This window comes from Vogesella indigofera, assembly GCF_028548395.1.
Taxonomy (GTDB): Bacteria; Pseudomonadota; Gammaproteobacteria; order Burkholderiales; family Chromobacteriaceae; genus Vogesella; species Vogesella indigofera_A.
In genome coordinates, this window is the sequence record NZ_JAQQLA010000007.1 from 98,076 (window position 1) to 119,116 (window position 21,041).

Below are 21,041 nucleotides of genomic sequence, written 5' to 3' on the forward strand. Positions count from 1 at the left end.
GTGCGCAGTTTAGACAGCGATCGCCGATTCGTCAAGCCCGAAAAATGAATTTTCCGGGCTTGACGTCCGCATCAACTTAGGCGTCCGGGCTAGCCGGGGCTTGAGTCTGCACCTGTACCAGCTCGACAGGCGCTTCGCCGTCTTCAGCCTGGCGTACCACTTCGCGACGACGCTTGCCCTTCAGCACCGGCTCTGGCTGCACCACTTCCGGCAGCTCGCTGGCGGCACGTGTAGTCACCATCACCAGACCGGCTGCCGCAGCGGCGTCGGCCACCACTACTGGCGTCGGCTCGACCACTACCTCTGCTACCGGGGCCAGCACTTCCTCGACCGCAGCTGCTTCGGTAACGACTTCGGTAACGAGCTCGGCAGGCACTTCCTCCACCGGCTCGGACACCACTTCCGCCACTGCCACAACGTTGACCGCAGGCTCGGGCTGGATCTCGGCCACAGGCGCCACCACCACGACCTCGTCAAGCGCAGGCTCTACCACCGCGGCGGTAACCAGTTCCGGCGCCACCGGCTCGGCGGTTGCCACCACAACGGCTTCGACAACTTCGGCTTCCGCCACCTCAACCGCAGCAACCGGCTGTGCCACTTCCTCGGCGGCCACTGGCGCAGCCTCGGCCACTACAGCGGCATCGGCTACCACCTCGGTCGCCTGCTGTTCGGCCGTCACTTCGGCGCCGGCTTCACCGGCCACCGCCGTGTCATCACGACGATCACGACGGCTGCGACGACGACGACGTTCACGTGGCTCGCGCGCTTCGCGCTCGCCCTGCTCCGGCGCAACCACTGCCTCTGTTACCACCGCATCCGCCACCACGGCATCCACCGCTGGCTGCTCGGTTTCCAGCTCCGGCGCCTGCACCACTTGCTGTTCCTTGGCGACACGCTGCTGCTCTCGTTCACGGCGACGGTCGTTACGCTGATTGTCACGCTGCTCTTTCACCGCGCCATCAGCAGCGGCATCGCTGCGCGCCACCATTGCATTTGCGTTATCGCGCGGCTCACGCGGCTCACGCTCGCGGCGTGGCGCACGCTCTGCACGGGCCGGCGCCTGACCTTCTTCACGCACTTCATTGCGACGATTGTCGTTGCGTGGCTGGCGTTCCTGACGTTCGGCACGGCCTTCGCCCGGTGCGCGCTCTTCCCGCTCGCGGCGGCCATTGCTACGACGCTCGCCGTTACGCTGGCGCGGATTGCGCGCTTCACGCTGCGGACGCTTCTCTTCGACCACCGGCTTGGCTTCGCTCACCTGCGGCTCCGGCGACAGCACCGACTTGAACCAGCCGACCACCCGGGCCAGCAGACCCGGCTCGGCGACTACCACCGGGGCGACAGCCACCGGGGCAACCGGTTCGGCGGCCTGTGGTGCCGGCTGCGCCGGGGTCACGCCCTTGACCGCGGCTTCCTGGCGCTCCACTTTCGGCTTTTCCTGGCCGAACGGGTGCGAGGTGTCTTCTTCCGGCATTTCGACGCGCTGATAGCTCGGCGCATCGCCCACTTCCGCCAGATCGTCGTGGCGTACGCGTACGATCTTGTAGTGCGGGGTTTCCAGGTGCAGGTTAGGAATCAGCACCACGGCCACATCCAGACGCGCTTCGATGGAGTAGATTTCGGCACGCTTCTCGTTGAGCAGGAAAGTGGCCACATCGACCGGCACCTGCGCGTGCACCGCGCCGGTGTTTTCCTTCATCGCCTCTTCCTGAATGATGCGCAGGATGTGCAGCGCGGAGGATTCGATACCACGGATGAAGCCGATACCGTGGCAGCGCGGGCAGGCTTCGTGACTGGTTTCACCCAGACTAGGCTGCAGACGCTGACGCGACAGTTCCAGCAGGCCGAAACGCGACAGCTTGCCCATCTGCACGCGAGCGCGGTCGTGCTTCAGCACGTCACGCAGACGGTTTTCCACGTCACGCTGGTTTTTCTGGCTTTCCATGTCGATGAAATCGATCACGATCAGGCCACCCAGGTCGCGCAGGCGCAGCTGGCGGGCGATTTCTTCCGCCGCTTCCAGGTTGGTACGGAACGCGGTGTCCTCGATGTCGGAACCCTTGGTGGCGCGCGCCGAGTTGACGTCGACCGAAACCAGCGCTTCGGTGTGATCGATGACGATGGCACCGCCGGACGGCAGGGTCACAGCGCGCGAGAACGCGGTTTCGATCTGGTGTTCGATCTGGAAGCGCGAGAACAGCGGCACCGGGTCCTTGTACAGCTTCACGCGGCCAACGTTGTTGGGCATCACGTGGCTCATGAACTGGCGGGCCTGTTCGTAGATTTCTTCGGTATCGATCAGGATTTCGCCGATGTCAGGCTGGTAGTAGTCGCGGATGGCGCGAATCACCAGGCTGCCTTCCTGCAGAATCAGGAACGGCGCGGACTGGGCACCGGCGGCGCTGTCAACGGCACGCCACAGTTGCAGCAGGTAGTTGAGGTCCCACTGCAGCTCTTCCAGCGAACGGCCGATACCAGCAGTGCGCGCGATCAGGCTCATGCCGCCCGGCACTTCCAGCTGCGACAGCAGGTCTTTCAGCTCCTGACGCTCTTCACCCTCGATGCGGCGCGACACGCCACCACCACGCGGGTTATTCGGCATCAGCACCACATAGCGGCCAGCCAGGCTGACGTAGGTGGTCAGCGCGGCACCCTTGTTGCCACGCTCGTCCTTTTCGACTTGCACGACAACCTGCATGCCTTCACGCAGCACGTCCTGGATACGCGGACGACCGCCTTCGTGCTGCTGGAAATAGCTGCGGGAAACTTCCTTGAACGGCAGGAAACCGTGACGGTCGGTGCCGTAGTCGACAAAACACGCCTCCAGCGATGGCTCGATCCGGGTGATGGTGCCCTTGTAGATGTTGCCCTTGCGCTGTTCTTTACCGACGGTTTCGATATCGAGGTCGATGAGCTTTTGCCCATCAACGATGGCGACACGCAGTTCTTCTGCCTGTGTCGCATTAAAAAGCATGCGTTTCATTAATCATGTCCCTACGCGTGCACTCACGCTAGGGGTACAGCAAGTATTTGACGGCTCAATGAGTGTAATGAGCGCATGCCGTTAAGAAGTGTCGGAGTAAAGAGCAACTGAACTACGATCGGATTAAGCCAACTTCTTGTTCTACACGCGGCCCCTGCTGCGCCATGCTTCGGCGCTTACCAAACCCACCCTGCCTTGGTGGCAGGATCGGCAAAATCGGGTGGCCACGTCGGGTCAAATTTTGCTGCAAAGCTTCGGTGCGGGCCTTATCGCCCCGAAACGGGAAACTTGCGTGAGTGCGTCATGCATCTAAATGCATTAACATCGCTACTTCGGGGTGAGCGAGATAACCATGGCTGCGCCCGGTACAACCGGCGTCAGGTCAGGACCAATGTCCTGCCGGCCGGTTTTTGTTGCGCAGCAGCGCCACAGGCAGTATTGTCTGCGACCCATTTCCGGTGTGCTACACATCGCACTATTTCAGGCGAAGGAGCCAACGGAGTATAAGCAATATGACTGACATTCGCAAAGATTCCGTTACATTCATCACCGTCGACGAAAACGGTGCCGATCAGCGCCTGGACAACTACCTGACCCGCCTGCTCAAGGGCGTGCCGAAAAGCCATATTTACCGCATCATCCGCTCCGGCGAGATCCGCGTGAACAAGGGCCGTGCCGACGCGATGCAGCGCCTGCAGCAAGGCGACGAACTGCGCATTCCGCCGATCCGCCTCGCCGCCAAGGCGACCGACGGCCAGGTGGTACCCGGCGCCAATTTCCCGATCGTGTACGAGGATGATGCGCTGCTGGTGATCAACAAGCCGGCCGGCGTGGCCGTGCACGGCGGCAGCGGCGTGTCGTTCGGCGTCATCGAGCAATTGCGCAAGGCGCGTCCGGATGCGCGCTACCTGGAGCTGGTGCACCGCCTCGACCGCGAAACCTCCGGCCTGCTGATGATCGCCAAGAAGCGCTCGGCGCTGGTCAAGCTGCACGAAATGATCCGCAACGACGTGCCACAAAAGCGCTACTTCGCGCTGGCGCTGGGACAGTGGCCGGACAATATCCGCCACGTGAAGCTGCCGCTGCACCGCTTCCACACCCCGAGCGGCGAGCGCATGGTGCGCGTCGACGAGACGCTCGGCATCTACGCGCACACCATTTTCACGGTGCAGCAACGCTACCGCGACTTCACCCTGCTGGAGGCGCTGCTGCGTACCGGCCGCACCCACCAGATTCGCGTGCACATGCAGGCCAACGGCTGCCCGATTGCCGGCGACGAAAAATACGGCGATTTCAGCGCCAACCGCGAGCTGCAACGCCACGGCCTGAAGCGCATGTTCCTGCATGCGGCCAACCTGGTGCTGCCACACCCGCTCACAGGCGAGGAGCTGCAACTGCAGGCACCGCTGCCGCCCGAACTGACCCGCTTTCTGGATACCCTGCCCCAATCATGACTACCCGTTTCGATCTGATCGTGTTCGACTGGGACGGAACCCTGATGGATTCCACCGCCCACATCACCCGCTCCATCCAGGCCGCCTGCCAGGACCTCGGCCTGCCGATCCCGCCGCGCGAGCGCGCCAGCCACGTGATCGGCCTCGGTCTGGTCGACGCCATGCGCGTGGTGTGCCCGGGCCTGCCGGAGCCGCGCTACCAGGACATGGTGCAGGCCTACCGCCACCACTATCTGGCCGGCGACGAGACCATCGAGCTGTTCGATGGCGTGGCCGAAGGGTTGGCCGCACTGGAAGCCACCGGCTACCTGCTGGCGGTGGCCACCGGCAAGAGCCGTGTTGGCCTGGACCGTGCGCTGAGCGTCACCGGCCTGGCACCACACTTCCTCACCACCCGTACCGTCGACGAGTGCCACTCCAAGCCTCATCCGCAGATGCTGCTGGACATCACCGCGCAGCTGGGTGTCGCACCGGAGCGCACGCTGATGGTCGGCGATACCACCCACGACCTGCAGATGGCGCTCAACGCCGCCACCCTCAGCGTCGGCGTCAGCTACGGCGCGCATCCGGTGGAAGACCTGCTCGATTGCGAACCGCTGGCGATTTTCGACGTCTTTGACGATCTGCAGCAATGGCTGATCCAGCAGCGCAGCTGATCTGCGACGCCGACGCCCTGCAGGACGGCGGCAACGGCGTGCGCTTCGAGTTCCGGCAGCACGGCGAAACGGCCGCCGCATTTGTCATTCGTCATGGCGGCGTGGTATACGGCTACCTCAACCGCTGCCGTCACGTACCGGTGGAGCTGGACTGGCAGGAAGGCCGCTTCTTTGACGGCGACGGCGACTACCTGATCTGCAGCATGCACGGCGCGCTGTACCTGCCGGACAACGGCTACTGCGTTGCCGGCCCCTGCCGCGGACTATCGTTGCAGTCGCTCGCGATCGCCGAGCGCGAGGGTCGGATATACTATTTGCCGCAAGCCGACGGCGCCTGATGCGCCTTGCGGCCAACGTTGCGGAAGATTGAGGCAAGCATGGAGCAAGAACCCAAATGGGAGCGCCAGCTGATTGAAAAGCTGGCTGGCGCGGCACTGCTGGAACAGAAACGCACCCGCCAGTGGAAGACCTTCTTCCGCCTGGTGTGGCTGCTGCTGATCGGCACGCTGCTGGCACTGTTTTTCTGGCAGGACGAACAGGACAGCGGCACGCTGGGCGGCAAGCACACCGCGGTTATCTCGCTGGACGGCGCCATCGACAGCGAAAACAATGCCAGCGGCCGGCTGCTGGAAGGACTGGAGCACGCCTACAACGATCGCAATACCAAGGGCATCATCATCCGCGCCAACAGTCCCGGCGGCAGCCCGGTGCTGTCCGGCATCGCCAATGACGAAATCCGCCGTCTGAAAAAGCTGCACCCCACCATTCCGCTGCACTTAGTGGTGGAAGAAGTGTGTGCCTCCGGCTGCTACTACATCGCCGCCGCCGCCGACAAGATTCACGTCGACAAGGCCAGCATCATCGGCTCCATCGGCGTGGTGTCGGACGGCTTCGGCTTCGACAAGGCGATCGAGAAGCTCGGTATCGAGCGCCGGCTGACCACCGCCGGCAGCAACAAGGCGATGAACGACCCGTTCTCGCCGCGTGATCCGCAGCAGCAGGCCATCCACCAGTCGCTGCTCGACGAAATTCACCAGCAGTTCATCGCGGTAGTGAAACAGGGGCGCGGCAACCGGCTGAAGGCCGACGCCGAAGTCTTCAGCGGCCGGGTGTGGCTGGGCAGCAGCAGCATCGCGCTGGGGCTGGCAGATGACCTGGGTTCGGTCAGCTCGGTGGCCCGCGAGCAGATCCAGGCCGAAGAGCTGGTCGACTTTACCCCCAGCGACGGCCTCGGCAACTTTTTTGCCAAGCGCATCGGCGTCAGCTTTGCCGGCGGCATCCGTGCGCTGTTCGACACCCGCCTTTTCTGATCTCTGACACGGAGCATTCATGGCACGACGCCGCAAACAGGAAGAAGTCCACGAAAACCACGAACGCTGGCTGGTTTCCTACGCCGACTTCATCACCCTGCTGTTTGCCTTCTTCGTCGTGATGTATGCCATTTCGCAGGTCAACGAAGGCAAGTACCGGGTGTTGTCGACGTCGATGATCGACGCCTTCCGCAGCGGCAACCTGGCGATCCAGGCCACGCCGCCGTCCGGCAACGCCAACACCATGATCGAGATCCCCAATACCAAGCCGATCGCCACCGCGGTCGAGGGGCAGCAGCGGCTGCAGGAACGTGCACGCCTGAAACAGCTGGCCGCCGACATCGGCAAGAGCCTGGCACCGCTGATGCAGGGCGGTCAGGTCAGCATGCGTCAGGACGACGAAGGCATCCACATCGAGATCAAGGACACCGCACTGTTCCCGGTCGGCCAGGCGCTGCCGTCCGGCAATTCGCCGCAGATCCTGTCGGCGGTGGCGCAGCAGCTGGCGCAGGTGCCGAACGAGGTGCGGGTGGAAGGCTTTACCGACAACATCCCGATCCGCAACGCCTTCTTCCCGTCCAACTGGGAACTGTCCGCCGCCCGCGCCGGCAGCATCGTGCGTCTGTTCATGGAAAACGGCATCGCGCCGGAGCGGTTGGTGGCCGTCGGCCGCGCCGAGACCATGCCGGTGGCCAACAACACCTCCGCCGATGGCCGCGCTCGCAACCGCCGCGTGGCGATCACCATCATTGCCAAGACCAGCGGCAAGAGCGAGGACATCAGCGCCGCGACCGCGAGCAACCTGCTGCCGACTTCGGCCACCGCCCCCTGAATTACTGCCAAGAGAGAGATCCTCCACATGAGCACACCTGTCAGCCACGCCGCGCTGGAACAACTGTTCCTCAATGCCCGCACCCACACCCACTGGCAAGACCGCCCGGTCAGCAAGGAAACCCTGCACCAGCTGTTCGAGCTGATGAAAATGGCACCGACCAGCGCCAACTGCTCGCCGGCACGCCTGGTGTTCGTGCAGTCGCCGGAAGCCAAGGCCAGGCTCAAGCCCTGCCTATCGGAAGGCAACCGCGACAAGACCATGGCCGCACCGGTCACCGTGATTGTCGCCATGGATATGCAGTTCTACGAACAACTGCCGCGCCTGTTCCCGCACACCGACGCCCGCAGCTGGTTCGCCGGCAACGACGCCGTGATCCAGAGCACCGCCATGCGCAACAGCTCACTGCAGGGCGCCTACCTGATCATGGCCGCCCGCGCGCTGGGGCTGGACTGCGGCCCGATGTCAGGCTTCGACAACGCCGCCGTGGACGCCGCCTTCTTCCCGCAAGGCGACATCAAGAGCAACTTCCTGATCAACCTCGGCTACGGTGACGCCAGCAAGCTGTTCCCGCGCGCACCACGCCTCGGTTTTGACGACGCCTGCCAGATCCTTTAACCCTGTTGTGGCGCGAGCCGCGCTCGCACCTTACGGAGAAAGCCATGCTTTACCCGCTGTTACGCCCCTTGCTGTTCCGCACCGATGCCGAATCCGCACATGAAACCACCCTGTCGCTGCTGGATACCGCGTATCGCCTGCAATTGACCGGCTTGCTTAGCCGCAAGGTTGGCCGCAATCCGGTAAAAGCCATGGGCCTGACCTTCCCCAACCCGGTCGGCCTCGCCGCCGGCCTGGACAAGAACGGCGACCACATCGACGCCCTCGCCGCGCTCGGCTTCGGCTTCATCGAGATCGGCACCGTGACGCCGCGCCCGCAGGACGGCAACCCCAAGCCGCGCCTGTTCCGTGTGCCGGAGTACGAAGGCATCATCAACCGCATGGGCTTCAATAACAAGGGCGTCGACGCGCTACTGGAGAACGTGCGCAACAGCCACTTCCAGGGCATCCTCGGCATCAATATCGGCAAGAACGCCAGCACCCCGATCGAGAACGCCAAGGACGACTACCTGACCTGCCTCGACAAGGTGTACGAGTGCGCCAGCTACGTCACCGTCAACATCTCCTCGCCCAACACCAAGAACTTGCGCCAGCTGCAGCAGTCCGATGAACTGGGCGAGCTGCTCGCCGCGCTGAAGAACCGCCAGTCGCGCCTGGCCGACCAGCACGGCCGCTACGTGCCGCTGGCGGTGAAGATCGCGCCGGATCTGGACGCCGAACAGACGCAGGAGATCGCCCGCCTGCTGACCGAGCACCAGCTGGACGCGGTGATCGCCACCAACACCACGCTGTCGCGCAGCGAGATCGCCGGCCATCCGCTGCAAGGCGAGGCTGGCGGCCTGTCCGGCGCGCCGGTGCGCGAGCGCTCGACGCAGCTGATCCGCAACCTGGCGCGGGCGCTGGACGGCGCGCTGCCGATCATCGGTGTCGGCGGTATCCTGTCCGGGGCCGACGCCCAGGAGAAGATCGACGCCGGCGCCACGCTGGTACAGCTGTACTCCGGTCTGATCTACCGCGGCCCGGGCCTGATCAACGAATGCGCCGAAGCACTGCGCGGCAAGCGCCACGGCTGACACCCAGCCCATGAAAGGGAGCATCATGAACCGCAGACTACTGCAACTGAGCGGCATCGCCCTGCTGGCCGCCGGTCTGGCCACCGGCTGCGCCAACACCTCCGACTCCGGCCAGGTCTACAGCAAGGACCAGATGCGCCAGGCGCACGTGGTCGAATTCGGCCAGGTGATCGCCGTCAAGAACGTGCTGATGGAAGGCAACCGCAACGAGCTGCTGACCATGGGCGGCACCGCGCTGGGCGGCTTGGCCGGCAGCAATATCGGCAAGGGTAGCGGCGCCGGCGCCGGTGCCATCGTCGGCGCTATCGCCGGCGGACTGGCAGCACAATCGGCGCAGCAGTCGCTGAACACCAAGCCGGCGCTGGAAATCACGGTAAAACTGGATAACGGTGGCAAGATGCTGTCCATCGTGCAGGAAGCCGATGTCCCATTCAGCCAGGGCCAGCGCGTGCGGGTACTCAGCGGCGGTGGCACCACCCGCGTCAGCCCGCTGTAAACGGGCAGCGCCCGCAAAAAAAACAGGCACTCGAGGTGCCTGTTTTCATGACAAGGTTGGCCGCAATCAGGGCTCGAACGCGCGCCAGCGGCCATCGTCCAGCCGCTCCAGCGGCCGGTAGCGCGTCTTGTAGGCCATCTTCGGCGATTCAGCGATCCAGTAGCCGAGATAGAGATAGGACAACTGCAGCCGGCGCGCGAGATCCACCTGCCACAGCACGTTGTAAACACCGTACGCGGTGCGCGGCTGGTCCGGATCGAAAAAGGTATACACCGCAGACAGGCCGTCATCCAGCCGGTCGATCAGGCTGACCATGCGCAGCACGCCCTGCTCGCGAAACTCCACCAGCCAGCTCTCGACCCGGCTCTTCAGGATGAACTCCGCATACTGCCCCGGATCATCCTCCGACATGCCGCCACCGTCGTGGCGCGCCTGTTGATAGCGGCGGTACAGCTGGAAATGCTCGTCGACAAAGCCGAGCGGCAGGATGCGCGTACTCAGCTCGCCATGGCGGCGCAACGCGCGGCGCTGGCTGCGGTCCGGCACGAAGCGCGCCACCGGGATGCGCACCGGCACACAGGCGCGGCAGGCATCGCAATACGGCCGGTAGGTGAAGTGGCCGCTGCGCCGGAAGCCCAGCCCTACCAGCTGACTGTAGACCGTGCTGTCGATCGCTTCCGCCGGCACCGCAACCTGGGAGCGGGCCTGGCGGTCATCCAGGTAGCTGCAGGCATACGGGGCCGTGGCGTAGAAATGGATGATGGCAATGGCGTCGTTATCGCGATGGCTCATGATCGTAGACGTAATCCCACACTGTATCCGGCAATGGACAACGCAGCAGCTGCTGCACCCGGGCGACAAACAGCTCCCGCCCGATCAGGCGCGCACCAAGGCTGGCGAGGTGCGCGGTCGGCATCTGGCAATCGATCAGCCCGACACCGTGGGCAAACAGATGCTGTGCCATGTGGATGAAGGCGATCTTGGAGGCGTCGCGCCGGCAGTGAAACATCGACTCGCCGTAGAACATGCCGCCGATGGCGACACCGTACAGCCCGCCGGCCAGCTCGTCGTCCATCCACACTTCAAAGGAATGGGCATAACCCTGCCGATGCAATTCAGTATAGGCGGCGATCATCTCCGCGGTGATCCAGGTGCCGCCCTGCTCGTCGCGCTGCACGGCGCAAGCCTGCATCACGGCGCCGAAGGCACGGTCGGTGGTCACGCGGTAGCGGCGGTTGCGCAGCACCTTGGCCATCGAGCGCGAGACTTTTAGGGCGCCCGGTTCCACCACCATGCGCTGTGACGGCGACCACCACAGGATGGGGTCTTCCGGGGAGAACCAGGGAAAGATGCCGTGAGAATATCCGGCAAGCAGACGGGCAACGGACAGGTCGCCGCCGGCGGCCAGCAAGCCATCCGGCTCGGCCATTGCCAGCGACACGGGCGGGAATTCCAGACTCCGCCCAAGCCAGGGAATCATCGACGGAAAGGCTTGCGCTCGCTCTTGCTGCAGTCTTCGCATTCACCGTACAGATAGAGCGAGTGGTCCTGGATACTGAAACCGTGCTGCGCGGCGATCTGGTTCTGCAATTCCTCGATTTTCGGGTCGAAAAACTCGGTCACCTTGCCGCAGCGGTAGCACACCATGTGGTCATGGTGACCGCCTTCGTTCAACTCGTAGACCGCCTTGCCGGATTCGAAGTGGTGACGAATCAGGATACCGGCCTGTTCGAACTGGGTCAGCACGCGATAGATGGTGGCCAGACCGATATCCGCATCTTCGGCGATCAGCTTCTTGTACACGTCCTCGGCCGACAGATGGCGATCCTTGCTGTTCTCGAACAGCTCCATGATACGCAGGCGCGGGCCGGTTGCTTTCAGGCCGATGTCTTTAAGATGGCTGGCTTTGTTCATCATGGGGGGTGGGTATCTTTGGTGAGTGGTCTTACAGTATGATAAAACCTTTTCCAGGATTCCCCAACCCGTACGGTGGTGTGGTCACGATGTTCAAGACAATTTCTACGCTTTTCATAACCAGCCTGCTGTTGTCCGCCTGCTCCTCGGTCAATCCGATGACCTGGTTCTCGCCTCACCGCATGGTGATCCAGCAAGGCAATTACGTGACAGAAGACGCGGCCGCCCGCGTCAAGCCGGGCATGACCCGCTCGCAAGTACGCTTCCTGCTGGGCACCCCGCTGCTGAATGACATCTTCCATGCCGACCGCTGGGACTACCCTTACCGCATCGAGCGCCAGGGCCAGCCGGCAGAAGAAAAACGCCTGACCGTGTTCTTTGACAAGGACACCGTCACTCGCGTGGAAGGCAACGCCTTCCCGGCGACCCGCCCCGCTATCGACAACCCACCACCTGCCGGACAGAATTGATGAGCCTGAACATTGTCATCGTCGGCGCCGCTGGCCGCATGGGCCGCACGCTGATCGAATCCGTACTCGACACCCCTGAAGCCCGCCTGCACGCCGCACTGGAACGTGAAGGTTCGCCGTTTGTCGGCCAGGATGCCGGCCTGTTCATGGGCCGCGACACCGGCGTCAAGATCAGCACCGACTTCAACGCGGCGCTGGATGGTGCGCACGTGGTGATCGACTTCACCCGCCCGGAAGGCACACTCACACACCTGGCCGCCTGCGTCGAGAAAAAGGTGCAGATGATCATCGGCACCACCGGGTTTGACGACGCCGGCAAGGCCGCCATCGCCGCTGCCGGCGAACAGATCGGCATCGTATTTGCGGCCAACTTCAGCGTGGGGGTGAACCTTACCTTCAAGCTGCTGGACATGGCCGCCCGCGTGCTGAACGAAGGCTACGATATCGAGATCACCGAGGCGCACCACCGCTTCAAGGTGGATGCCCCATCCGGCACCGCGCTGCGCATGGGCGAAGTGGTGGCCGAAGCGCTGGGTCGCGACCTGAAACAGTGTGCCGTCTACGGCCGTGAAGGCGTCACCGGCGAGCGTGATCCGGGCACCATCGGCTTTGCCACCGTGCGCGCAGGCGACGTGGTCGGCGACCATACAGTGCTGTTCGCCGCGCTGGGCGAGCGCGTGGAGATCACCCACAAGGCCTCCAGCCGCGCCACCTTCGCCAACGGTGCGGTGCGCGCCGCCAAGTGGCTGGCTGCCAAGCCGCACGGCGTTTTCGACATGCAGGATGTGCTGGGCCTGCATTGATGCCCGCACCGCACTGAGATGTCGGCACGCACGCTGCTGATCCTGCTGGCCAGCCTCACCGGGCTGGCCTTCTTTATTTCCCTGCTCGCCGGCGAACACGCCACGGCCAGGCTGGCCGCCCTGCTGGCGCTGCCCGGCCACGATGCGCTGGAGCGCGAGCTGTTGTTGGCGCTGCGCCTGCCGCGCGTGCTCAGCGCCGCCGCCGCCGGCGCGCTGCTGGCCACCGCCGGCCTCGCCATCCAGGCCCGCTTTCACAATGACTTGGCCGAGCCGGGCCTGATCGGCATCTCCGGCGGCGCGGCACTGGCCGCCGCACTGGCACTGGCCGCCCACTGGCCGACGCTGGCGGTCTCCATCGCCGCCTTTGGCGGGGCGCTGGCGGCACTGCTGCTGGTCAGCCATCTGGCCCGCGGCCGCGCCACCGCCACGCTGATTCTGGCCGGCGTCGCCGTCAACGCGCTGTGCGGCAGCCTGTTGACGCTGCTGATCAGCACCCTGCCCGACGGCGCGCTGCGCAGTGTCACCTTCTGGCTGATGGGCAGCTTTGCCGGCAGCGACGGCCGCCAGGCCTGGCTGCTGGTGCTGCTGGCCGTCGCCGTCACCGTGGCGCTGCAGCGCCAGGGCCGTTTCCTGCAGGCGCTGCAACTGGGCGACCGTGCCGCGTTCTACAGCGGCTTCAACATTGGCCGCAATGGTGCCATCACCATCGCGCTGGCGGCGCTGGCCGCCGGCGTGGTGGTGTCGCAGTGCGGCATGGTCGGTTTTGTCGGGCTGATGGCACCGCACATCCTGCGCCGCCTGACCGGGCTGCACCTGCCGACGCTGCTGAAGCTGGCACCACTGGCCGGCGCCCTGCTCACGCTGCTGGCCGATCTGGCCGCGCGCGAACTGCTGTACCCGGCCGAGCTGCCGGTGGGGGTGATCACCAGCCTCGCCGGTGCGCCGTTCTTCCTGTATCTGCTGACCCGCAAGCGGCCAACCCATGCTTGAGATCCGCCAGCTGTCGCTGCGCCACCCCGCCCCGCTGCACGACATCAGCTTTGCCTGCGCCGCGGGCGAAGTCACCGTCATCCTCGGCCCCAACGGCGCCGGCAAGAGCACGCTGCTGCACGCCATCGGCGGCTATTACCCGGCCGCGGCGGGCGAGGTCCGGCTCGCCGGCGAACCCCTCGCCGGCATCGACGCCGCCCGCCTCGCCAGCTGCCGCGCGCTGGTCGAACAGCATCCGGCGCGACCGGCGGGCATGCGTGTGGCCGATCTGCTGCATATCGGCGTGGCGCACGCGGATCACGCGATGCTGGCGCAGGCGCTGGCCCTGTGCGGCTGCCAGACACTGCTGGCGCGCGACTGCGCCAGCCTGTCCGGCGGCGAACTGCAGCGCGTGCACCTGGCGCGGGCGCTGCACCAGCTACTGGCCAGCAAGGCCGCGCAGCGCTACCTGCTGCTGGACGAGCCCACCGCCGCGCTGGATATCGGCGCCGCCAACCAGCAGCTGGCAACCCTGCGGCAGCTGGCACAGCGCTGGCAGTTGGGTATGGTCGCGGTGCTGCACGACGTCAACCTGGCATTGCGCCATGCCGACAAGGTGCTACTGCTCAAGGACGGCGTGCAAATCGCCCATGGCGACACGGCACAGGTGATGACGCAAAGCCGGCTGGAACAGGTCTACGACACCCGCCTCGCCGAGCTGAGCGATCGCCACGGCCAGCGCGCCTTCATCGCCTGCTGAGACGGCAAGCGGAGGCCGATGGTCACCCGTCGACGACACAAGAAAAGCCTATCGAAGCCCGGCAACATTGTGCGCACCAAATTCAAAATGTCATAAAGAGCTGCCGGAGCGACGTCGCCACAGGCTACAATCGGCCAACCACCAGCGTTGCCGGCACCATCCGCGCGCCGCAACGCTTAGCCTTTACCGCGTCGTCCGTTCCGAGCCACCGCATGAAAGACAATTTCTCCACCGCCCCCAGTCGCCCGGCCATGATTCTGGCCGGTATGCTGATGCTGTTGATGACGGCCGCGGCCGCGTTATTGCTGCCTTACGCCAACCAGCCCACCGCTGGCAGCAATCTGCGGCCGGTACTGATCACCGCGCTGGCGGTCAACAACAGCATCATTGCCTACCTGATCCTGCTGCATTTCTACGTCAAGCGCCGCCCCGCTACCGGCCTGCTCGGCACCGCGTTCGCCTACTCGGCGCTGATGGCCATCTACCAGCTATTGATGCTGCCCGAGGTGCTCCCCGGGCAACTGGGCCTGCAACTCGGCTCGCACCTGAGCATCTGGCTGTGGTTCGCCCGCCTCGCCGGTTTTGCCATGCTGATCATGCTGGCGATGCTGTGCCTGGCGTGGCAACCGAAACCGCCACTGTCGCCGCGTAAGAGCAGCGCCTTCCTGCTCGGCTGTCTACTGCTGGCGCTATCGCTGATCTGGCTGGTGACACAGTGGTTGCCACCTTATCTGCCCGATCTGGGACAACTGGTCAGCCAGCAGGGCGACTATCGGGCACTCCGTAACAGCGGTCTGGTGATTGCCCTGCTACTGTGCTGGGGCGGCGCGCTGCTCAGCGTGCTGCTGGTGACGCGGCTGCGCAGCGCCTTTCACTGCTGGCTGGCGCTGTGCTGCTATGGCTACCTGCTGTATCTGGTGCTGCTGTTCTCCTCCAGCCAGCGGCTGACGGTCGGCTGGTACGCCTCGCGCTTTTTCGAACAGCTCGCCGCCACCATCATGCTGGGAGCGCTGCTGTTCGAGGTATTCCGCCTGCAGAAGCGGCTGCAAAGCTCCTACAGCCAGGCATACGAGACCTCGATCCGCGACAGCCTGACCGGCCTGTTTTCCCGCCGCCACTTCGACAACGCACTGGACGCCATCCGCCAGCGCCCGCCGGAGCAGGCGCGCCCGTTCACGGTATTGATGGCCGACATCGACCACTTCAAGCGCTACAACGACAGCTTCGGCCATGTGCAGGGCGACGACTGCCTGCGTCAGATTGCGGCCTGCATGGCGCAACAGCTGCGTGACGGCGACACCCTGGCCCGCTACGGCGGCGAGGAATTCATCGCGATCCTGGATGGCTGTGACGAACTGCATGCGGCGCAAATTGCCGAACGCATCCGCTGCGCGGTGGAGCAGCTGGCCATTCCGGCGGCCAGTGACAGTCCGGCGCAGCGCGCGGTGGTGACCGTCAGCATCGGGCTGCATTGCCAGCCGGCAACGGTATTGTCCGAGGAACACCAGCCGGTCGAGCTGGCCGACAAGGCGCTGTACCTCGCCAAGCATCAGGGCCGCAACCGGGTCTGCAGGCTGTCGGGCACTGCGTTGCCGGCTGGCTGACGCCAGTCTTGCGCCACGGTGGTCCGGCATGGCGGCAGGCAGCCGCTTGTCGCCGAAGACACGGCACCGGTTGTCATCCCTGCCAGCCATCGCGCTCCACTGCTGCGATGCCTCGCTATCCGCTGCCATCAGGGCATCATCGGCTCCCGCGCGGCGGGCAGCACAAACGACTTGCGGCCAACGTTGGCCGCAAGTTCGGAGCAAGTGACCGGCGGCTGCCGGCAAGTTAGAGGCTGGCTGCCGCCACCTCCGGATGGCAGTCAAAACGCTGCTGTACCGTGCCGTCGCTATCGACACTTTCCAGCTTGACGCCGAAGCCCCACAGCCTGGCGACATGCTTCAGCACCTCCTGCGCGCTGGCCTCGTCCAGCGGTTTGCGGTTGTGGCGGGTATGGCGCAAGGTCAGGCCGCGATCACCGCGCACGTTCACCGACCACACCTGGATATTTGGCTCGCGCGAGCCGAGGTTGTACTGCTCCGACAGTTTGGCACGGATCGCCTGGTAGCCCTGTTCATCGTGAATGGCGGACACCTCCAGCTTGTCGTCGCGGTCGTCGTCGCGGATGGCAAAAAAGCGGAAATCGCGGATCAGCTTGGGTGACAGGTATTGCGAGATGAAGCTCTCGTCCTTGAAGTTCTTCATCGCGAACTCCAGCACCGGCCGCCACGGCGTGCCGGCAATATCCGGGAACCACTCGCGATCTTCGTCGGTAGGGGCTTCGCAGATGCGCTTGATGTCCTGGTACATGGAAAACCCCAGCGCGTACGGGTTGATGCCGTTGTACCAGCGCGCGGTCACCGGCGGCTGGTACACCACATTGGTGTGGCTCTGCAGGAATTCCATCATCGCGCCATCGGTCAGCATCTCCTTGTCGTACAGCCGGTTCATCAGCGTGTAGTGCCAGAAGGTGGCCCAGCCCTCGTTCATCACCTGGGTCTGGCGTTGCGGATAGAAATACTGCGCCACCTTGCGCACGATGCGCACGATCTCGCGCTGCCACGGTTCCAGCAGCGGCGCCGATTTTTCGATGAAATAGAGGATATTTTCCTGCGGTTCCGACGGGAAGCGCGGCGCTGCCCGGCTGGCACCGTCCTTCTCCCGGCGCGGAATGGTGCGCCACAGGTCGTTGACCTGCAGCTGCAGATAGTTTTCACGCTCGACCTGCCGTGCCTGCTCCTCGGCCAGTGACAGTTTCTGCGGCCGCTTGTAGCGGTCGACACCGTAGTTCATCAGCGCGTGGCAGGAGTCCAGCAGCTCTTCCACCGCGTCGATGCCGTAACGCTCCTCGCAGCGGCTGATGTACTGCTTGGCGAACACCAGATAATCGATAATGGCCGAGGCGTCGGTCCAGGTGCGGAACAGGTAATTGCCCTTGAAGAAGCTGTTATGACCATAGGCGGCGTGCGCGATCACCAGCGCCTGCATGGTCATGGTGTTCTCTTCCATCAGGTAGGCGATGCAGGGGTTGGAATTGATCACGATCTCATAGGCCAGCCCCATCTGGCCACGCTTGTAGCCCTTCTCAGTCTGCACGAAGTGCTTGCCGAAGCTCCAGTGCTGGTAGTTGACCGGCATGCCAACCGAGGAATAGGCGTCCATCATCTGCTCGGCGGTGATGATCTCCAGCTGCACCGGGTAGGTGTCGAGGTGAAACTCGCCGTGCGCGATCTCGCGGATGGCGGCGTCGTAACGTTCAATCAGGTCAAAGGTCCATTCGGATCCGGTAGAGATCGGTTTCATGATGCCTCGCTCTCCATATGTGTGCTGCCGGGGCTAGCGGGTGGCAGGCTGGCGTTTGAACAGCTCGCGGAACACCGGGTAGATGTCTGCCGGCGAGCCGATCTTCTGCATCGCGAAGTGCTTGTAATGCTCCGCCACCTTCAGGTACTCGTACCACAGGTTTTGCGGCTCGCCCTGGGTGATCTCGATATAGGCGAAGTACTGGCACCACGGCAGCAGGCTTTCCTGCATGATGCGGCCACAGTTGGCCGAGTCGCTGTCCCAGTTGTCGCCATCGGAAGCCTGCGCCGCGTAGATGTTCCAGTCGCGGTTGGCGTAGCGCTTCTGCACGATGTCGTGCATCAGGTTCAGCGCCGACGACACCACGGTACCGCCGGATTCGCGGGAGTGGAAAAAGTCCTCCTCGCTGACCTCGACCGCACTGGTGTGATGGCGGATGAACACCACCTCGATCTTTTCGTAATTGCGCTGCAAGAACAGGTACAGCAGGATGAAAAAGCGCTTGGCCATGTCTTTTTTCGACTCATCCATCGAGCCGGACACGTCCATGATGCAGAACATCACCGCCTGGCTGGTCGGCTTGGGCTGCTTGACACGATTGTTGTAGCGCAGGTCGTAGGGGTCGATGAACGGGATGCGGTTGACCTTCTCGCGCAGCGCATGGATGCGCTTGCGCCGCTCGCGCACCTCCGGGCCGTTGTCCGCGTCGGACTCCAGTAGCGTGTCGAGATCTTCCTCCGCCTCGCGCAGCTGGCGCAGCGTCGGCGCAGCCATCGCCACCCGCCGTGCCAGTGCACCGCGCAGCGAACGCACGATGCTGATATTGGCCGGGGTGCCGTCATTGGTATAGCCGGCGCGCACCGACTTCATTTCCTCGATGCCCATCAGCTGGGTCTTGATCAGATTGGGGAGCGCCAGGTCCTCGAAAAACACATTCATGAATTCTTCGCGCGACAGCTGGAAGGCAAAGTCGTCCTCGCCCTCGCCTTCATTGCTGGCCTTGCCGCCGCCACCACCGGCGCCACCACCCTGCGGACGGTTGATACGGTCGCCACGAATGAACTCCTCGTTACCGGGGTGGACCTGATCGCTGCGGCCGCCACGACCATGGTGAAAGCTCGGCTCGGAGATGTCCTTTACCGGAATGGACACGCTCTCGCCGCTATCGATATCGGTGATGCTGCGCCCCTTGATGGCCTTGCCGACGGCCTCCTTGATCTGGGCCTTGAACCGGCGCAAAAAACGCTCGCGATTGACCGCCGACTTGTTCTTGCCGTTGAGTCTTCTGTCGATGATATTCGACATGATTGTCTCCTAGCCTTGTGTGCGGTACGGACGTTGGCCGCAGGCCCCGCGGCCAACGTTGGTACCGCTATTGCTCAGGACGACTTGCGTACCCGCAGATACCATTCGCACAGCAAACGGACCTGTTTCGGGGTATAGCCTTTGGTCACCATGCGGTTGACAAAGTCTTCGTGCTTTTTGGCCTCATCCGCGCTGGCCTTGGCATTGAAGCTGATCACCGGTAGCAGCTCCTCGGTATTGGAGAACATTTTCTTCTCGATGACCGTGCGCAGCTTCTCGTAACTGGTCCAGGTCGGATTCTTGCCGGCATTGTTGGCCCGCGCCCGCAACACGAAGTTGACGATCTCGTTGCGGAAGTCTTTCGGGTTGGAAATGCCCGCCGGTTTCTCGATCTTTTCCAATTCGGCGTTGAGCGAGTTGCGATCAAAGCTTTCACCGGTATCCTGGTCGCGATACTCCTGATCCTGAATCCAGTAGTCGGCAAAGGTCACGTAACGGTCAAAAATATTCTGGCCGTACTCCGAGTAGCTTTCCAGATAGGCGGTCTGGATTTCCTTGCCGATAAATTCGACATATTTCGGTGCCAGAAACTCCTTGATGAAGGTGAGATATTTCTGCTCCAGCTCGGGTGGAAACTGCTCGCGTTCGACCTGCTGCTCCAGCACGTAGAGCAGGTGTACCGGGTTGGCCGCCACCTCGGTGTGGTCAAAGTTGAACACCTTGGACAGGATCTTGTAGGCGAAGCGGGTCGACAGCCCGCTCATGCCTTCATCGACGCCGGCGAAATCGCGGTATTCCTGCTGCGACTTGGCCTTCGGATCGGTGTCCTTCAGGTTTTCGCCGTCGTAGACCTGCATCTTGCTGAACAGGCTGGAGTTTTCCGGATCCTTCAGCCGCGACAGCACCGAGAACTGCGCCATCATCTTCAGGGTACCCGGTGCGCACGGCGCGCCGCCCAGCGACGAGTTGCGGATCAGCTTGTCGTAGATGCGGGTTTCGTCGGTGACGCGCAGGCAGTACGGCACCTTGACGATGTAGATACGATCGAGGAAGGCCTCGTTGTTCTTGTTGTTGCGGAACTGCTTCCATTCGCTCTCGTTGGAGTGGGCAAGGATGATGCCGTCAAACGGAATGGCGCCAAAGCCTTCCGTGCCCTTGAAGTTGCCCTCCTGGGTGGCGGTCAGCAGCGGGTGCAGTACCTTGATCGGCGCCTTGAACATTTCCACGAATTCCAGCAACCCCTGGTTGGCCAGGCACAGGCCGCCGGAGTAGCTGTAGGCGTCCGGGTCATCCTGGGCATAGCTTTCCAGCTTGCGGATGTCGACCTTGCCCACCAGCGAGCTGATGTCCTGGTTGTTTTCGTCACCTGGCTCGGTTTTGGCCACCGCCACCTGTTTCAGCACCGAGGGATAACGCCGCACCACGCGGAACTGGCTGATGTCGCCGTTGAACTCGTGCAGGCGCTTCACCGCCCACGGGCTGGGAATGCCGCGCAGGTAGCGGCGCGGAATGCCGTACTGTTCTTCCAGGATCGGGCCGTCCTCATCGTAGTTGAACAGCCCCAGCGGCGACTCGTTGACCGGGCTGCCCTTGACGGCATAGAACGGCACCCGTTCCATCAACTCTTTCAGTTTCTCGGCGATGGAGGACTTGCCGCCGCCAACCGGCCCCAGCAGGTAGAGAATCTGTTTCTTCTCTTCCAGCCCCTGCGCGGCATGGCGGAAGTAGGACACCACCTGTTCCACCACTTCTTCCATGCCGTAAAAGTCACGGAATGCCGGGTAAACACGGATGATCTTGTTGCTGAAGATGCGCGACAGGCGGGGGTCATGGCGGGTATCGACCACTTCCGGCTCGCCCACCGCCATCAGCATGCGTTCGGCCGCAGACGCATAGGCTGTGCGATCCTGCTTGCACAGTTCCAAGTATTCCTGAATGGTCAATTCTTCTTCGCGAGTGCGATCGAAACGGGAAGCGAAACTGCTGAAGATGTCGGGGCTCATGGCTTAACCCTCCTGCTGGAGGCAAGCGGAGCGGGAACGGTGCCAATCGC

General features: G+C 63.5%; 20 protein-coding genes. 13 read left to right on the forward strand and 7 right to left on the reverse strand.

Annotation, left to right across the window (positions count from 1 at the left end):
- Nucleotides 1-76: 76 nt before the first annotated feature.
- Nucleotides 77-2,983: an Rne/Rng family ribonuclease gene (locus PQU89_RS12595; RefSeq protein WP_272766144.1), complete on the reverse strand. Its 2,907-nt coding sequence runs from the start codon at nucleotides 2,981-2,983 to the stop codon at nucleotides 77-79.
- Nucleotides 2,984-3,495: 512 nt separating this feature from the next.
- Here PQU89_RS12595 and PQU89_RS12600 point away from each other — a divergent pair.
- Genes PQU89_RS12600 through PQU89_RS12635 form a run of 8 tightly spaced genes read left to right on the forward strand, consistent with a single transcriptional unit; the run spans nucleotide 3,496 to nucleotide 9,422 of the window.
- Nucleotides 3,496-4,437 carry an RluA family pseudouridine synthase gene (locus tag PQU89_RS12600; protein WP_272766145.1) on the forward strand — a complete coding sequence of 314 codons (942 nt, stop codon included), beginning with the start codon at nucleotides 3,496-3,498 and terminating at the stop codon, nucleotides 4,435-4,437.
- Nucleotides 4,434-5,093 carry an HAD-IA family hydrolase gene (locus PQU89_RS12605; protein WP_272766146.1) on the forward strand — a complete coding sequence of 220 codons (660 nt, stop codon included), beginning with the start codon at nucleotides 4,434-4,436 and terminating at the stop codon, nucleotides 5,091-5,093. The genes PQU89_RS12600 and PQU89_RS12605 overlap by 4 nt, the downstream gene beginning before the upstream one ends.
- Nucleotides 5,069-5,431 carry a Rieske (2Fe-2S) protein gene (locus PQU89_RS12610; protein ID WP_272766147.1) on the forward strand — a complete coding sequence of 121 codons (363 nt, stop codon included), beginning with the start codon at nucleotides 5,069-5,071 and terminating at the stop codon, nucleotides 5,429-5,431. The genes PQU89_RS12605 and PQU89_RS12610 overlap by 25 nt, the downstream gene beginning before the upstream one ends.
- A 39-nt stretch (nucleotides 5,432-5,470) precedes the next feature.
- On the forward strand, nucleotides 5,471-6,403 hold the full coding sequence (locus PQU89_RS12615) for a S49 family peptidase (RefSeq protein WP_272766148.1): 933 nt from the start codon (nucleotides 5,471-5,473) through the stop codon (nucleotides 6,401-6,403).
- A gap of 19 nt (nucleotides 6,404-6,422) precedes the next feature.
- A complete protein-coding gene (gene motD, locus PQU89_RS12620) occupies nucleotides 6,423-7,235 on the forward strand; it encodes a flagellar motor protein MotD (RefSeq protein ID WP_272766149.1) in 813 nt (270 codons plus the stop codon).
- A 27-nt stretch (nucleotides 7,236-7,262) separates the two neighbouring features.
- Nucleotides 7,263-7,853: a malonic semialdehyde reductase gene (locus tag PQU89_RS12625; RefSeq protein WP_272766150.1), complete on the forward strand. Its 591-nt coding sequence runs from the start codon at nucleotides 7,263-7,265 to the stop codon at nucleotides 7,851-7,853.
- Between the two features lie 44 nt (nucleotides 7,854-7,897).
- On the forward strand, nucleotides 7,898-8,926 hold the full coding sequence (locus tag PQU89_RS12630; RefSeq protein ID WP_272766151.1) for a quinone-dependent dihydroorotate dehydrogenase: 1,029 nt from the start codon (nucleotides 7,898-7,900) through the stop codon (nucleotides 8,924-8,926).
- A gap of 25 nt (nucleotides 8,927-8,951) precedes the next feature.
- A complete protein-coding gene (locus tag PQU89_RS12635; protein ID WP_272766152.1) occupies nucleotides 8,952-9,422 on the forward strand; it encodes an outer membrane lipoprotein in 471 nt (156 codons plus the stop codon).
- 66 nt (nucleotides 9,423-9,488) lie between these two features.
- Here the strand turns inward: PQU89_RS12635 and PQU89_RS12640 are convergent, their stop codons facing one another.
- The 3 genes from PQU89_RS12640 to fur are packed head-to-tail and all read right to left on the reverse strand — an operon-like array spanning nucleotide 9,489 to nucleotide 11,336.
- Nucleotides 9,489-10,214, reverse strand: a complete 726-nt coding sequence (locus PQU89_RS12640) for an arginyltransferase (RefSeq protein ID WP_120811710.1) — start codon at nucleotides 10,212-10,214, stop codon at nucleotides 9,489-9,491.
- Nucleotides 10,198-10,863 carry a leucyl/phenylalanyl-tRNA--protein transferase gene (gene aat, locus PQU89_RS12645; RefSeq protein WP_272766153.1) on the reverse strand — a complete coding sequence of 222 codons (666 nt, stop codon included), beginning with the start codon at nucleotides 10,861-10,863 and terminating at the stop codon, nucleotides 10,198-10,200. Before aat ends, PQU89_RS12640 begins: the two co-directional genes overlap by 17 nt.
- Before the next feature lie 35 nt (nucleotides 10,864-10,898).
- Nucleotides 10,899-11,336, reverse strand: coding sequence for a ferric iron uptake transcriptional regulator (fur, locus tag PQU89_RS12650; RefSeq protein ID WP_202902742.1), 438 nt, complete (start codon nucleotides 11,334-11,336; stop codon nucleotides 10,899-10,901).
- A gap of 89 nt (nucleotides 11,337-11,425) precedes the next feature.
- On the opposite strand from fur, the gene PQU89_RS12655 reads away from it, so the two are divergent.
- The 5 genes from PQU89_RS12655 to PQU89_RS12675 all read left to right on the forward strand — a co-directional run bounded on the left by PQU89_RS12655 (nucleotide 11,426) and on the right by PQU89_RS12675 (nucleotide 15,942).
- Nucleotides 11,426-11,806 carry an outer membrane protein assembly factor BamE gene (locus PQU89_RS12655; RefSeq protein WP_272766154.1) on the forward strand — a complete coding sequence of 127 codons (381 nt, stop codon included), beginning with the start codon at nucleotides 11,426-11,428 and terminating at the stop codon, nucleotides 11,804-11,806.
- On the forward strand, nucleotides 11,806-12,609 hold the full coding sequence (gene dapB / locus PQU89_RS12660; protein ID WP_373322817.1) for a 4-hydroxy-tetrahydrodipicolinate reductase: 804 nt from the start codon (nucleotides 11,806-11,808) through the stop codon (nucleotides 12,607-12,609). Before PQU89_RS12655 ends, dapB begins: the two co-directional genes overlap by 1 nt.
- 18 nt (nucleotides 12,610-12,627) lie before the next feature.
- Entirely contained in the window at nucleotides 12,628-13,599 is a 972-nt protein-coding gene (locus PQU89_RS12665) for a FecCD family ABC transporter permease (protein WP_272766156.1), read from the forward strand.
- On the forward strand, nucleotides 13,592-14,338 hold the full coding sequence (locus PQU89_RS12670) for an ABC transporter ATP-binding protein (protein WP_272766157.1): 747 nt from the start codon (nucleotides 13,592-13,594) through the stop codon (nucleotides 14,336-14,338). Before PQU89_RS12665 ends, PQU89_RS12670 begins: the two co-directional genes overlap by 8 nt.
- A 212-nt stretch (nucleotides 14,339-14,550) precedes the next feature.
- Nucleotides 14,551-15,942, forward strand: a complete 1,392-nt coding sequence (locus PQU89_RS12675) for a sensor domain-containing diguanylate cyclase (protein WP_272766158.1) — start codon at nucleotides 14,551-14,553, stop codon at nucleotides 15,940-15,942.
- A gap of 226 nt (nucleotides 15,943-16,168) precedes the next feature.
- On the opposite strand, the gene PQU89_RS12680 is transcribed toward PQU89_RS12675, so the two are convergent.
- The 3 genes from PQU89_RS12680 to PQU89_RS12690 all read right to left on the reverse strand — a co-directional run bounded on the left by PQU89_RS12680 (nucleotide 16,169) and on the right by PQU89_RS12690 (nucleotide 20,991).
- Nucleotides 16,169-17,683, reverse strand: coding sequence for a SpoVR family protein (locus PQU89_RS12680; RefSeq protein ID WP_120811693.1), 1,515 nt, complete (start codon nucleotides 17,681-17,683; stop codon nucleotides 16,169-16,171).
- A gap of 33 nt (nucleotides 17,684-17,716) precedes the next feature.
- Nucleotides 17,717-18,988, reverse strand: coding sequence for a YeaH/YhbH family protein (locus PQU89_RS12685; RefSeq protein WP_272766159.1), 1,272 nt, complete (start codon nucleotides 18,986-18,988; stop codon nucleotides 17,717-17,719).
- 74 nt (nucleotides 18,989-19,062) lie between these two features.
- Nucleotides 19,063-20,991, reverse strand: a complete 1,929-nt coding sequence (locus tag PQU89_RS12690; RefSeq protein ID WP_272766160.1) for a PrkA family serine protein kinase — start codon at nucleotides 20,989-20,991, stop codon at nucleotides 19,063-19,065.
- Nucleotides 20,992-21,041: the final 50 nt, after the last annotated feature.

What these genes read in the sequence shown, in the direction of transcription:
- PQU89_RS12595 (WP_272766144.1), bottom strand. Translation starts at nt 2,983, where the DNA reads ATGAAACGCATGCTTTTTAATGCGACACAGGCAGAAGAACTGCGTGTC.
- PQU89_RS12600 (WP_272766145.1), top strand. Translation starts at nt 3,496, where the DNA reads ATGACTGACATTCGCAAAGATTCCGTTACATTCATCACCGTCGACGAA.
- PQU89_RS12605 (WP_272766146.1), top strand. Translation starts at nt 4,434, where the DNA reads ATGACTACCCGTTTCGATCTGATCGTGTTCGACTGGGACGGAACCCTG.
- PQU89_RS12610 (WP_272766147.1), top strand. Translation starts at nt 5,069, where the DNA reads ATGGCTGATCCAGCAGCGCAGCTGATCTGCGACGCCGACGCCCTGCAG.
- PQU89_RS12615 (WP_272766148.1), top strand. Translation starts at nt 5,471, where the DNA reads ATGGAGCAAGAACCCAAATGGGAGCGCCAGCTGATTGAAAAGCTGGCT.
- motD (WP_272766149.1), top strand. Translation starts at nt 6,423, where the DNA reads ATGGCACGACGCCGCAAACAGGAAGAAGTCCACGAAAACCACGAACGC.
- PQU89_RS12625 (WP_272766150.1), top strand. Translation starts at nt 7,263, where the DNA reads ATGAGCACACCTGTCAGCCACGCCGCGCTGGAACAACTGTTCCTCAAT.
- PQU89_RS12630 (WP_272766151.1), top strand. Translation starts at nt 7,898, where the DNA reads ATGCTTTACCCGCTGTTACGCCCCTTGCTGTTCCGCACCGATGCCGAA.
- PQU89_RS12635 (WP_272766152.1), top strand. Translation starts at nt 8,952, where the DNA reads ATGAACCGCAGACTACTGCAACTGAGCGGCATCGCCCTGCTGGCCGCC.
- PQU89_RS12640 (WP_120811710.1), bottom strand. Translation starts at nt 10,214, where the DNA reads ATGAGCCATCGCGATAACGACGCCATTGCCATCATCCATTTCTACGCC.
- fur (WP_202902742.1), bottom strand. Translation starts at nt 11,336, where the DNA reads ATGAACAAAGCCAGCCATCTTAAAGACATCGGCCTGAAAGCAACCGGC.
- PQU89_RS12655 (WP_272766154.1), top strand. Translation starts at nt 11,426, where the DNA reads ATGTTCAAGACAATTTCTACGCTTTTCATAACCAGCCTGCTGTTGTCC.
- dapB (WP_373322817.1), top strand. Translation starts at nt 11,806, where the DNA reads ATGAGCCTGAACATTGTCATCGTCGGCGCCGCTGGCCGCATGGGCCGC.
- PQU89_RS12665 (WP_272766156.1), top strand. Translation starts at nt 12,628, where the DNA reads ATGTCGGCACGCACGCTGCTGATCCTGCTGGCCAGCCTCACCGGGCTG.
- PQU89_RS12670 (WP_272766157.1), top strand. Translation starts at nt 13,592, where the DNA reads ATGCTTGAGATCCGCCAGCTGTCGCTGCGCCACCCCGCCCCGCTGCAC.
- PQU89_RS12675 (WP_272766158.1), top strand. Translation starts at nt 14,551, where the DNA reads ATGAAAGACAATTTCTCCACCGCCCCCAGTCGCCCGGCCATGATTCTG.
- PQU89_RS12680 (WP_120811693.1), bottom strand. Translation starts at nt 17,683, where the DNA reads ATGAAACCGATCTCTACCGGATCCGAATGGACCTTTGACCTGATTGAA.
- PQU89_RS12685 (WP_272766159.1), bottom strand. Translation starts at nt 18,988, where the DNA reads ATGTCGAATATCATCGACAGAAGACTCAACGGCAAGAACAAGTCGGCG.
- PQU89_RS12690 (WP_272766160.1), bottom strand. Translation starts at nt 20,991, where the DNA reads ATGAGCCCCGACATCTTCAGCAGTTTCGCTTCCCGTTTCGATCGCACT.